The sequence below is a fragment of the Paenibacillus liaoningensis genome (assembly GCF_059609455.1).
Genome location: NZ_JCAALU010000011.1, coordinates 142933 through 156208, shown reverse-complemented (window position 1 = coordinate 156208; position 13276 = coordinate 142933). Strand labels below are relative to the sequence as shown.

Annotated in this window: 7 protein-coding genes and 1 pseudogene; 7 read left to right on the top strand and 1 reads right to left on the bottom strand. The window is 45.5% G+C overall.

Annotated elements, in window-relative coordinates; translation table 11 throughout:
* Nucleotides 1–9 precede the first annotated feature (9 nt).
* The 6 genes from AC6B99_RS18100 (at nt 10) to AC6B99_RS18075 (ending at nt 11374) form a co-directional block, all read left to right on the top strand.
* Nucleotides 10–1593 carry a nucleotidyltransferase family protein gene (locus AC6B99_RS18100; protein ID WP_496663924.1) on the top strand — a complete coding sequence of 528 codons (1584 nt, stop codon included), beginning with the start codon at nt 10–12 and terminating at the stop codon, nt 1591–1593.
* 26 nt (nt 1594–1619) lie between these two features.
* Nucleotides 1620–2627, top strand: a complete 1008-nt coding sequence (locus AC6B99_RS18095; protein ID WP_496663923.1) for an ABC transporter ATP-binding protein — start codon at nt 1620–1622, stop codon at nt 2625–2627.
* A 12-nt stretch (nt 2628–2639) separates the two neighbouring features.
* Entirely contained in the window at nt 2640–3428 is a 789-nt protein-coding gene (locus AC6B99_RS18090; RefSeq protein WP_494880831.1) for an ABC-2 family transporter protein, read from the top strand.
* Between the two features lie 18 nt (nt 3429–3446).
* Nucleotides 3447–4241 carry an ABC-2 family transporter protein gene (locus AC6B99_RS18085; RefSeq protein ID WP_494880833.1) on the top strand — a complete coding sequence of 265 codons (795 nt, stop codon included), beginning with the start codon at nt 3447–3449 and terminating at the stop codon, nt 4239–4241.
* 247 nt (nt 4242–4488) lie between these two features.
* Nucleotides 4489–7887: an RCC1 domain-containing protein gene (locus tag AC6B99_RS18080; RefSeq protein WP_496663922.1), complete on the top strand. Its 3399-nt coding sequence runs from the start codon at nt 4489–4491 to the stop codon at nt 7885–7887.
* A 319-nt stretch (nt 7888–8206) separates the two neighbouring features.
* Complete coding sequence (locus tag AC6B99_RS18075; protein WP_496663921.1) at nt 8207–11374, top strand: hypothetical protein; 3168 nt, start codon at nt 8207–8209, stop codon at nt 11372–11374.
* 108 nt (nt 11375–11482) lie between these two features.
* Here the strand turns inward: AC6B99_RS18075 and AC6B99_RS18070 are convergent, their stop codons facing one another.
* Nucleotides 11483–12226: a hypothetical protein gene (locus tag AC6B99_RS18070; protein ID WP_494861333.1), complete on the bottom strand. Its 744-nt coding sequence runs from the start codon at nt 12224–12226 to the stop codon at nt 11483–11485.
* A 289-nt stretch (nt 12227–12515) separates the two neighbouring features.
* Between AC6B99_RS18070 and AC6B99_RS18065 the strand changes: the two are divergent.
* Nucleotides 12516–13089 (top strand): annotated as a pseudogene (locus tag AC6B99_RS18065) (alpha/beta fold hydrolase).
* Nucleotides 13090–13276: the final 187 nt, after the last annotated feature.

The following is a 13276-nucleotide window of genomic DNA, read 5'->3' as shown; positions in this document are numbered from 1 at the left end:
GGAGGATTTATGAAATTGACGAGAGAGCAAGCGGCATTATTGGAAGTGTCAAAAAGTGTAATAAATAATCATCCATTAACGGCTGATGGTTTTCAGGATGTGGATTGGTCCATTTTAATGAATTTGCTGCAGCAGCATAAAATTTTTGCCTTAACCTATCAAAATATATCTCCTGTCCTGCCGGATAGCTTAAAAAAATCGTGTGAAACCCTATACCAAAACCATGTGGAAATTATTGATGAGAGAATACAAGAAATTAAATTATTATTTAATAAAGCAAAAGAAATGAATATAAATATTGTATTAAACAAGGGAATTGCCTTATCCATCCTCATATATGAGGATGCTTATAAGAGGGATTCTCGGGATATAGATTTGCTCATTAATGAACATGAGATGGATCAAATTAATGAGTTGCTGCGTGTATGCGGCTTTCATAGTGCCATAGGAAATAAAAACACGTATCACATAGACAGGAAGGACCCAAACGATTTCTTTTATTTGGATAAGCCAATATTGAAAGCTCCAGATAGCCATGAATTTTTCGAATACTGGAAACATACCCATTCTGGAAGATACGTTGTACTTGAGACGGGAAGGCATCTGCATCAATCCATTAAAGAGATTACTTCCTTTCTGGAATCCACGCAATATATGAATATTCAGGGTAATGAAAATGTGAAAACCTTAGATCTCGAGCATAGCTGTATCGCCTTGCTTGAAAATGCATTCAATGATGCCGAGGGCTTCGATGAGCGAATTCCAGCACTTAAAAACTATATGGATATAGTCATGTTTTTTAAAAAATATGAGCAAATGGTAAATTGGGATAACGTAAATAAATGGATAGCTAAGTATGAATTGAACAGAGAGTTTGCTCTAGTTATAAAGCAAATTAAAGAGATATTTGCCGGCGTCGATCTTTCATTTCTAGATTATATAAGAGCAGACGAAGCTTTAAATCATAATCAATCATTTTATGAATGGGATATCAGCATAACAGAGAGATTGTTTCTTGATGGCGGGCAGCGTAAGAAAATGATCGCTTTAATGAGTAAAAAAGCAGCGTTTAGCGATCATAATATCAATTATTGCGGGCCCATAAAAACAAACGATAAGCAGTGGCGGAAGTTGTTAGTAAACGATGATAAATTTGATCTGCGCTATAACTTTGAATATGAGGCAAACCGCCTTGTACTCCGTTTGAACCTTTCCGAACCAACTTTAAATAACCTTACTGAAAATCAGGAAATAATGATTTTTCTGGTCGATCCGGATCTGGATTGCCCAGACTATTTCACACATCAAGTCATTATTCGTAAAGAAAACAACAGGCTCCAGCCAGTTGAAAGATCTAAATTTGCCCATGTGAGAGAAGAAGATGTCCTGCGAGGCTGTTCTCATTTTCAAAACGATAATGGAAACTTGATTATTTATTTGCCTTATGAAAACCTTGGAAGTGGCGACTATATTGGATATTTTATAGGGGTCATAGATAATTTGCTGGGCAGAATTCCACATTGGCAAACGGCGCCGCCGTATCATAAGGATTTTTGGACCAGCATGCCCGTCGTAGAGGTTAGGGATCATTAAGTGAAAAATGGGGGCGTCATAGTAGTATGGCTATTATTTCTGTAAATGATATCACCAAAACTTATCGTCAGTATAGAAGATTCCCTGGGCTCATTGGTTCCGTTAGGAGTTTATTTACGCGTGAGTATATAGAAGAAATGGCCGTTCGTCATCTTAGCTTTTCGATTAAAGAAGGCGAAGCGGTAGGTTATTTGGGCCCTAACGGTGCGGGGAAATCAACAATGATTAAGATGATGACCGGAATTTTGGTGCCTACTGCTGGAGAACTGCGAGTACTTGGAAGCGTGCCTCATCAAGCGCGTAAAGTTAACTCCCGGCAAATTGGAGTGGTCTTCGGGCAGCGAAGTCAGCTATGGTGGGACCTTCCGGTTAAGGACTCCTTTGATCTGCATAAGTACATTTATAAGATACCTGCGGCAACTTTCGAGAACAATCTGGAATTTTGCGTGGAATTGCTATCCATCAAGGATTTTATTCAAAAGCCAGTAAGACAGTTAAGTCTAGGGCAGCGGATGCGCGTTGAAATTGCAATGGCGCTCTTGCATGAACCCAAAATTCTTTTTCTCGACGAGCCTACAATTGGTCTCGATGTGATCGCCAAGGACCAAATCCGGCAGTTTTTGCGTACGGTAAATCGTGATAAAAGAGTAACCATCGTTTTAACGACACACGATATGAAAGATATAGAGGAAATATGTCCGAGAATGATTGTGGTGAATAAGGGGAGCGTCGTTTACGACGGGTCTGTTGCAGAGCTCCGCAACAGACTAGGTAATGAACGCCAAGTTGTCATTGATTTTCGGGAAGAGCCAGGTTTAATCGATATGCCGGGAATAACCTTGCTTCAAGAGGAAGGGCTAAGAAGAACCTATTCTTTTGCAAAAAGTGATGCCAGCGTATTTGATCTTGTGAGTCGAATTGCAGCGAAGTATCCCGTTGAGGACGCTTCAATTGAAAGTGCGGATATCGATTCCGTTATCCGGCAGCTATATCATCAACTAGCTGAAGCCGATTTAAAACGCCAAATTGGTTAAGGTGGGTTAGTAATGAGAATGTATCTTATGTTCGCAATGAAAGCTTTTTCTAACCAGTTAGCTTACCGTTCGGAAGTTTGGCTCCGTTTACTGGGCAACTTTGTCACGATCCTGATCCAGGTTGAAATCTGGCGAGCCGTTATTGGTAGCGGCAGTGTAGCGGGTATTAAGGCCGAACAAATGATTACATACAGCATTATCAATACACTGCTTTTTGCCCTGTTATTAAATGGGGTAAGCAGTAAAGTGGATGGAAGCTTGAAATCGGGTGGAATCGCCTCTGAATTAATCAAGCCGCTATCGTACCCGTTATATTTGCTTTTTGACGGGCTAGGCAACTCCCTCTATCAACTAGCCTTCACTGTTGCGCCGTCTCTCCTTATAGCAGGGCTGTTTTTCGGAATACTCCCACCTGCGACCTTAACAAACTTTCTCGCTTTTTTATTGGCACTGATGCTAGCCCTTATTATTTCTTTTCTTCTAGGTTATCTAATCTCATTACTAGCATTTTGGTTTATGAATCATTTTGCTCTTAGTTGGATGATGGGAGGCCTAATCACTATCTTCTCTGGCTCTTTTTTGCCACTTTGGTTTTTCCCCCCTTCATGGGCTTCTGTAGCGAAAATGCTGCCATTTCAATATATGGGTTATGTCCCGGCGGCCATATATCTAGGCAATATAACGGAAACTGAACTATGGCAGGTGCTTGCCATGGGGGTAGGGTGGATCGTGGGATTACTTGTCCTCGTTCAATGGCTTTGGACTAGAGCCGTGCGTCGCTTAGTTGTGCAGGGCGGATAAAGAGGAAGGCGGAAATTCATGACACTGCAGTTGTTTGGCAAGCTAGTTCGTTTATTATTAAAAGAAAGAATGGAGTATCGGGCTGATTTCATCCTTTCCGCTTTTGCTCAAATCATCGCATATGCCGGGGACTATATTATAATCTGGTTATTTATCCAAAGGTTTAACACGATAGCTGGTTGGACTTGGCCGGAAATAGCCCTTTTGTATAGCATCGGTCTCTTTACGTATGCACTAGGGGCATCCTTTTCTTTTGTACAGATGCGTGAATTGGAAAGCCAGGTTAAACAGGGCACGTTTGATATTTTGCTTATAAAGCCTGTAAATCCCTATTTATACTTAGTAAGCAGGGGCTTCAACTTAGGGTACATCGCCCATATTTTAATCTCTGGTTCTGTACTTATTTGGGCCATCTCGAAGCTGAATATGCAATGGAAGCTGAGCGAGTACATCTACTTAATCCTAGTCGTTGTCAGCGGTGCTATGATTTATGCCGGAATCCTCACCATTATCGGTGCTGTTTCTTTTATATGGATTAGAACTAATTTTATGTTTACCCTATTTTTCAGATTAAAGGATTTTATTGCGTACCCTTTGCCGATATTCGGAACGTTTATTCAGTTGTTGCTTACGGTTGCTGTACCACTCGCCTTTGTTAGTTTTTATCCAGCGGCATTCCTTTTATCTAATGATGCAACGCTTTTACCGCAGTGGGCAATGTGGATGGTGCCACTTGTCGGCCCTCTTTGTTATTGGGCAGGCTATAGGTTCTGGATGTATGGTGCGAACAAGTATCAAGGTGCTGGTGGCTGAGTTAATGAGAAGATAGACCTCATACGGGTCAAGCTATATCAATATATATCAAGAAGTATAGGAGCAGCTGTCCTCAACCGAGGAGGCTGCTTTTTCTCTTGCTACAAAAACGATCCGTATTTCTTCCAGAGTTTCATGCTCCTTGTCGGAGTTTGTCATTTTGCTGTCATTGAGTAGGGCTATACTTATTTAATTAGTAGGAATAAAGAACCAACTATAAAAAGCAATAATCATTAGGAGGACTATCGTGAAAAACAAACTGGTTAAGAAGCTCGTATCGTCAGCTGTTGTAGCATGTCTATTGTTATCGTCGTTTGGCGTGGCATTTGGTGCCACTACGGCAGCAGCTGCTCCGGCGGATATTGAAGGGCATTGGGCACAAAGCCAAGTTTCGGAGTGGATCAGCAAGGGGCTGATTACGGGTTATGAGGACGGCAGCTTTAAGCCGGAAAATCAAATTACAAGAGCTGAATTTATAACACTGGTCAATCGTGCATTCGGCTTTACCGAGCAAACGGAAATTACGTTTAGCGATGTACCCTCTACAAACTGGGCTTATGCAGATATCGCGAAGGCGGTAAAAGCAGGCTACATTTCAGGCTATGCGGATGGAACAATCGGAGCCTTTAAGCCGATTAGCCGTCAAGAGGCTGCGGTCATTGTCATCCGTCTGCTGAAAATCAATCCGGCAGCCAGCACTACGGCAGCAGCCTTCGCAGATGCGAATCAGTTTGCCAGCTGGAGCAAGGGCGCGATTGGCGCAGTTGTAGCTAAGGAAATTATGAAGGGCTACAGCGCAGATAATACGTTTAAACCGGCAGCCTTTATTACTCGCGCAGAAGCGGTAGTAACGCTGAACCGTGCAATGGAGTCGCAAGCGATCGTTTATGACGCGGCGGGAACTTATGGTCCAGCTGCTGGAGTTGAGACGGTTAATAAGAACGTCGTTGTTAGCGCAGCTGGCGTAACGCTGAAAAACATGGTCATTAATGGCGATCTGTTATTGGGCGAAGGCATCGGCAATGGCGATGCGTTCTTGAACAACGTCAAAGTAACGGGAACCGTAACCGTTCAAGGCGGCGGCGAGAACAGTATCCATTTTAACGACTCGGTGCTTATTGATATTGTGATCGACAAAAAATCAGGTACAGGAACTGTGCGTATCGTGTCGGAAGGCACAACAACGATTGCGCTTGTTATGGTTAACTCTCCTGCGATTATTCAAGAATCAGGCTCAGGAGCAGGCTTTGGCAATGTAAACTTAAATGCAGTACTGCCAGCAGGTGCGAAAGTAACCCTGCAAGGCTCATTCAACACGGTCAATGTCAGCGCTCAGCAAATTCAGGTTGACCTGCCGACAGGTACTGTCCAGCAGTTGAATGTCAACTCAGGGGCAACTGGCTCGACGGTGAATCTCAGCCAAGGCAGCAGAGTCAACACGCTTGTCCTAGATACGGTTGTGAAAATGTTAGGCCAAGGTACAATTGTACTGGCTACCATTAATACTGGAGGAGTGGGTACGACTTTTGAAAATCCGCCAGCTACTCCAGCTCCAACAGCAACTGTAACAACGGGATCATCAACACCAGCGCCGTCGACAGCAACGCCGACGCCAAGCGCAACGCCAACTGCAACACCAGAACCAACAGCAACGCCAGAGCCAAGCGCGACGGCAACGCCTGAACCGACGGTAACGCCGGAGCCAAGCGCAACAGCAACGCCGGAACCAACGCCAACACCAGTGCCGCAGGCTCCAACGGCATCCGATGTTTTTATTAGCGGGACAGCGACTGTTGGGGAAACGCTAACGGGCAACTACACCTACCAAGATGCAGATGGCGACTTGGAAGATGGAACAGCTTACGAATGGTATCGTTCGGATGATGAGAATGGATCAAACTATACGCAAATTGACGGAGCAAATGATTCAACCTATCTGCTGAGCGAGGAAGATGCGGGATATTACATCACCTTCGAAGTTACACCTGTGAATGCGGCAGAGCCAACAATTGGAGATACTGTTAAAAGTGCAATTACGGGCGCAGTGAAAAACGCTCCCGTTGCTCCATACGTAGAAGGAGTCCAAGTGACAGGTGTACCTGCAGTAGGCCAAACGTTAACAGGGGATTATTACTATTGGGATACCGATGGGGATGCAGAAGAGGGAACAACCTATCAGTGGTATCGCTCGGATGACTACGAACAGACCATTAATTATACGGCAATTGATGGAGCGACAAGCCTTACTTATGTGCTTGGCAGCGAAGATGCTGGCAAATATATGACGTTTGAAGTGACACCGAAAAATACAGCGGCTCCTACAACAGGGCAGGCAGCGAAAGCGGTAAGTCAAGAAAGCGTCATGGGGCAGCCTGTCATTTCAGTAGATGGCTCGTATTCGAACCACTTGCCAATGATTACGATTGGCGAACTGACTGCTGGCAGCGTGGTAACCATATACGATACAGATGGCACGGCAATTCTGGCCTCGGGTACGGCGATAACGGATACTCTGACGCTTGCACTGAATGCTTTAGCATCGGGAACACATACGATAACCGCTCATGCAGCAGATTCCATGCGGGGGGCGAGTCTGGACTCTGAGGAACTGGAGTATGAAGTGAATGAAATTGCTATTTTGCCGCAAAATCATTTCTCATTAGGATCGAACCATGCTATAGTGCTGGACGCGATGGGCCAAGTGCTCACATGGGGTGCTAACTGGAATGCGCAAATTGGCGACGGGACGACGACAGCTTCCCCTAACCGATTTACAGTGCCTAACTTGCCAAGCGATATTATTGCCGTACAAGCTGGCTTTGGCCATTCCCTGATTCTGACCTCGAAAGGCGACGTATGGCAATGGGGCAGGGGATCAAGCAATACGCCAGTTAAAGTGAACGGGATTGATCATGCGATTGCTATTTCAGCAGAAGGCGGCACGAACTCACTTGTGTTGAAAAGTGATGGAACGGTATGGACATGGGGAGATTATTCACCGCTTGTTCAAGTACCAGGCTTGGATCATGTGCTCGAAATCCAAGCTAGATACGCTTCCTCTTACGTTTTAAAAGCTGACGGAACCGTATGGGCTTGGGGAGACAATACAAATGGTCAGCTTGGCAATGGGACGACAACAAGCAGCAATGTTCCGGTTCAAGTATCGGGACTAACTAATATCGTTTCCATGAAGATGGGCAACCAGCATGCTCTTGCCTTAAGCGTGACAGGAAGCGTATATGCTTGGGGCTTTAATCAAATGGGCCAAGTCGGCAACGGGACGAATGTTAATCAATTGCTTCCAGTTGAACTTGAAGATCTACCCAAAATCACGCTGCTTGGTGCAGGGAATTATCAATCTTTTGCACAGGATGAAGATGGAAATGTATTTGCTTGGGGCAGTAACCAGAGCGGCAAGTTAGGTTTCGGCCATACCAATGATACAAACACGCCAGGGATCATCAATGGTATATCTGATGTCCTCGTGATTAACGGGGGCGGCAGCAATACCACTTATGCTCTAAAAGCTGATGGCAGCTTATGGGCTTGGGGCGACGGTGCCGACGGCATGCTTGGTGAAGGCGGCAGCGGTGAGCGCTATACACCTGGAATCGTCAATAATTTGAATTTGCTGTTCACACCATAAAAAGTAAAATGAAGATAAACAGCAGGCTGCCCCGTGGCAGCCTGTTTCATTTTTTTTATATCCAGTGATGGCCTTCGATACAAGCGTTATCATAGCAGTTCCCTCTTCGGCTTATGCTCGCCTTCATCTGGTGCGTTTGAAGTATTATCTTTCATCAAATGGCTGACAGGGAGAATATGGTTCAATATCCGTTCAGAACGATTTGATATGATGAATTTAGTGAAAGCTTACAAGCTTTTACAGGAATATAGCCGATAGAAGAATGGAAGTAATCTGGTTTTTCGCTATTTAATGAGGAAAATACAGGGAGGCGAAGGGAATGCCAACGAAAGAAAATATGGTTGGTGACAATAGGCCTGCACAGCAGAATATGGAGCAGGAGTGGCTGGCTAATCAATTAAAGTATTCGAATGTTCAGCGAGGTAAGAAGGGCAATACGATTTATTTAACAGCTGCTGATTTGACTTTGACATATGAGGATTTAAGGGATACCACATGCAATTATGTCATTCATGCGGATACCGTTTGTCTAGCAGGCAAGCTTGAAACAAAGGGAAGAGATATAACAATTAATGCGCGTATTATCTCTTCAGAAGCAGAGGCTGTTATCGATGCGTCAGGTCCAACAGCTAATATCAATTTCACTACGGAAAATCGTGCTAAAACGGGTGTTGCGGGAGCCAAGCCGGGCGATAAGGGATTATCCGGTGCAAATGGGGAACGTGGTTCAAACGGCTATAATGGCGGCGCTATTACTTTGGCAGCGGAGCGTTTTGAGCTGAAAGGCGAGTTGAAGCTAATCGCTAACGGCGGACAAGGCGGGCGTGGACAGGAGGGCGGAGACGGGGGCAAAGGCGCGAACGGCATTGATGGAGTAGACTACAAATTCAACATTTTCTTTCCCGACGATCCAACGCCAGGCACCGACGGCGGCAATGGCGGAAACGGTGGAAATGCCGGAGAATCGGGAGATGGCGGCAACGGAGGGGATATCATTGTCGGATACGTAGTATCGGCCAATGAGCACTACATTAAGATGGAGAGCCGGGCGGGCAGGGCCGGTGAACAGGCAAAGCCGGGCAAGGGAGCAAGCGGCGGAACAGGCGGCAAAGGCGGCCGTTTTTATGATAAAGAGCCTGCACCGGCATGGATGGACAAAAATTATATTTATATTATTAGTGAGACAAACAGAGCGAAAAGCGGGACAGACGGAACAAATGGCAAGAATGGCGACTCTAAAGCTCCCGCAGCAGATGGCAGGCCGGGGCGTTGTGGAATTAATAGCGAGGGTAAACCTGCTCTTATTGAATATACCGATTTCTTCGGTAGCTTTGAAGTGATCCATAGGCAGGATGCTCCCAAGCTGCTTTACTTTGATCAGCGGTTAATGGGGTCTCTGGAGCAGAAAAGCCTTACGCTGCATAAGGCCGGCATCGCTTATCTGGTCTCCAGCGAGGAGCGTCTGAATGAAGCGGCGATTTTGCTCGAATGGATGCTTAAAACAATGCCGGATGCAGATTGGTTTGAAGAGCTTCGCTACGCTGCGCTTCATGAGGTGCATGAGGATGAGGCGCATCGGTTTGAAGAATTCAAAAGCCGCATGCTGGAGGTTTCGCTTCAATGGCTTGCCCTGCGAAACAAAGCCGCCATTCTGATTGCCCAACTCAGCCAAGGACTTGATTATTTCGGGCATCCATGGAACTGGGTTCCGCTTATGCCGTTCGACCGCTATTTGGAGCTTGGCGGCAGCTTAATAACGGCCGCCCAGCAAGCGGAGGACTTATATAAAGATTATTTAAGCGTGCAGGCCAATCAGGACAGCCGGGTCGGGGTAATCAAGGAGGCCATGTCTCAATCCGCGGACAAAGCCGCAGAAATTACTAAACGCAGGGAATGGCTCATTAAAGAAAGAGACGAGCTTAAGCATAATATCGATGCGATGCTGAAGGATGTCCAAAGCAAAGGTGAGGAGCTGCAAAAGAAAGCGACCGCTTTTGTCGAGGCACTGAAAAACGAGCTTCGCATGGAATCGTTGAAAATAACGGTTGATTTAATTGTCACGGGCGTTTCATTGGCTACGGGTGTGGCTCCTGTAGTAGGAGCACTCAAAGTGGGCGGCGCTTTGCGATCGGCTATTAGCAATTTCACGTCTGAAGGCAAGACGATTATCATTGACGAAGCCTTCAAAAGCGATAAGTCGATTAAAAAGGAAAAGAAGGAGAAGGAGAAGGAGCTATCCAAATCACTGGATTCGGTCAAGAAGACCGCTGCTGCTGGCCGCGCGCTATGGGAGCAGGGCGGAGGCTTGGTTGACCTGACGAAGCAGATGAACAGGGCACAAGAACGGTTCGGTTATGGTTCGACGCTGATGACGATGACTAGGGAGGAATTTGAGGAGCTGCTGAAGCCGGTTTACAGCAAGGTTCCCGAAAAAGCGGGGGAATACCGCACGGTATTTTATGAATTCCTGAATGTTGTCGAGGATTATCAAAATAAGGCGTCGGCCTACAGCGCCTATTTTCTGGAGGATGAGAAGCTGGCGGCCGAGCTGATCGAGCTGCAAGCCAATGACGATCGTTTGCGCCAAAACCTGGGAGACGGTATGGATGCTAGCTTGCCGTTGTTCCATACTTATATTTTCGAACGCTTCAGTCAGGCTAGACTTGCCTTGATTGACTTCCTCTATCAGGAATATCAGGCATTCCGCTATATGACATTGGGCAATGAGCGTTTCCCAAAAATCAAAGACAGCCATGTCGCAGAGCTGAGCGGGATTCATGCCGATGTAATCGTCAAGCTGAAAAATATGCTTAATGCTTCGGATAGCGCTATTCAGCCGTTTGAAAATATCAAATTTATTTTTAAGGAGGAGACATTCCCAGAGCAGTTTGCAGCGATGCGCGCAGGCGACGCGGCTGTATTCTCTCTATCGCTTGACAACCTTCTCATCCGGAGCAAAATCGCCGGAAAAGCACATATGATGGTGAGCGGCTGCCGGGTTGTGCTGCCTGGAGCGCGTGAGACGGACGGGGAAGTGCATGTAGATTTTGCGCATTCCGGGTCTTCTACCTTCCTTGACCGAGAAGCGAAGCGCCATGATTTTATTCATAAAAGCAGCTTAGGCTTGTATCAATATGAAGTGAACCTTCAGCCTGATGGAGAGAAGCTCAGCTTTAAGGCAGGCGGCGTAGTAGGTGATGGTCGTACCCGAATTATGCCAGGATTGTTATCCGTCTGGTCCATTAAGGTTCCTACCGTTGATTTGGCGGGCATGTCCATTAACGAAGGTGTCGATTTGAACAACGTCAACAGAATAGAGATGATGGTTGAAGGCAAGGCAGAGGCTTACGCCGTGCGGCGGACAAATGAGAACTTGCAAAGCTATAAAGTGCCTGTCAAGCCTATTTGGGAGTCACCGGATCACGAGCTGCATGCGATGGCGCCAAATTCAGAGCAGGAAATTAAATATACGGTAATTGAGCTGTAAGCGGCATTTTCGAATGAAATACTGGAATAGATGACTTATAACTTATGATTTATAGTTGGAGCCAGCTCAGTAATGAGCGGGCTCTTTTTTTTCCTGTAAGGGACATACTCAAAAAAAGGGTAGCTCTAATATATTTCCCGTCAATCTGTTCACCGTGAATCGTTTTGTAATTTCTCCCTTGTCATCTAAACCGACTATAACCTTCAGCTCATCAGTGCCATACAGTTCTTCATTCCATTCCGCTGAATTATCATAAATGTAATTCAAGCGGTTAAGCCCATCTTTGTCTTTAACGTAGTCTGTCATTAGAGCGAGAGGGTCCAGATAAGTCAGTCCTTTATAGGGGTCTCTTACAAAGGTTCGCTCATCACTATAGGCCTCTAGAACGCCTTCTATATCGGTATCCATTTTTAAAGTTATAATAACGCGATCAGGTTCCAGCTTTATCGTGCCGGTTCCTTTTCCTGCATAATCTTCCAATAGAAAAGAGCCCTCATTGTCTGTAAGCTTGATTTCTGTGGACGAGTCCATCACACGATCAGGATTATATAAATAGAAAGACAAGCTGCCTGTATCGCTGTCTGTACTATAAATATCAATTCCACTAAAGCAATTATTACAGAGATACTGATTAAATACTGCATCTGTCCAACTGCCAGAGTAGTCGCTTAAAGAATGGTGATAAGTACTAGCTGTAGGGCTTATTGTGGAACTAATAAGAGGCTCGGCAATTGGGATTGCGCTGGGACGCTGCTCTTGCGGATTTTCCTGCTTGATTGAGCAGGCGCTAAGCAAAATGGACAGGATGATAAGACAACAAGAACACAACTTTACTGCTAGACTTTTATTCAATAATTAACCCCCATATACTTCTTGGTTACAAAAAGAACTAGTCTATTTTACTATAGGTTTGTAAAAATTTCACTTTTAATAATGGAGCAGTATGAAGAGGTTGTTTAAAAAGCTAACGCTTGCAGGACCCTCCTATTCCGCCTCTTCAATGTTTGGGAGGTCCTCTATAAGGGGAATAATATTGCAGCAATGGCTCGCAGCGTATGAAATCTGTCCTTTCTTCACCCGGTGTCAGGATGAATAGAGCTGCTTGCAAGGCTGTAACCCAAACTTGGAAGGGGTGCTTCACATGACAAAATTAACGGTTGGATCGGAAAATAATGCTCCTATTGAGCTTTTTTATGAGGATCGGGGTACAGGAAAACCGGTGGTGCTCATTCACGGCCGTCTTGGCGGCAGCTGTCCCGCCATACCTATATAAAACCGAGGGCAATCCTGATGGCGGCGTTGATGATGCCCTGATCAAGGAGTTCGAGGACGGGGTAAAGAAGGATCGTCTGGCCTTTCTTGATGGATTTACTAAGAACTTTTTTGCCGCTGGGGAAAAGTCGGATTTGGTAAGCGAGCCGGCTCGCTTGTATAACCGCGATATTGCCGCTTTTGCTTCACCGAAGGGGACGCTGGATTGCATCAAGGCGTTTGGGCGCACCGATTTTCGCGATGATTTAACAAAAATAAATGTACCGACGCTCATTATCCACGGCGATTCCGATGCTATTGTGCCATTCGAAGTAAGTGGAAAACGTTCGCACGAAGCCATTGCAGGCAGCAGGCTTGCTTTAATTAAAGGCGGTCCGCATGGCGTTAATGCGACGCATCCCGAGTCATTTAATAAAGCCTTAATTGCGTTTCTAAACGGGTAGAAAACGGTCTAACAAACAAGAACCGCTGAATGACCAAATTTGCAGCACATTAGCGTCTCCTGAGTCCGCAGCCTATTCCATAACCCGTCAATCTGTTGAAATAGAGTCTGCTGTGTCCGCCAAATCTATCTTTGTACAGGGAGCAGATTCACGAAACGAAAAGCATGAAGCTGCCCTGCCTGGCTTC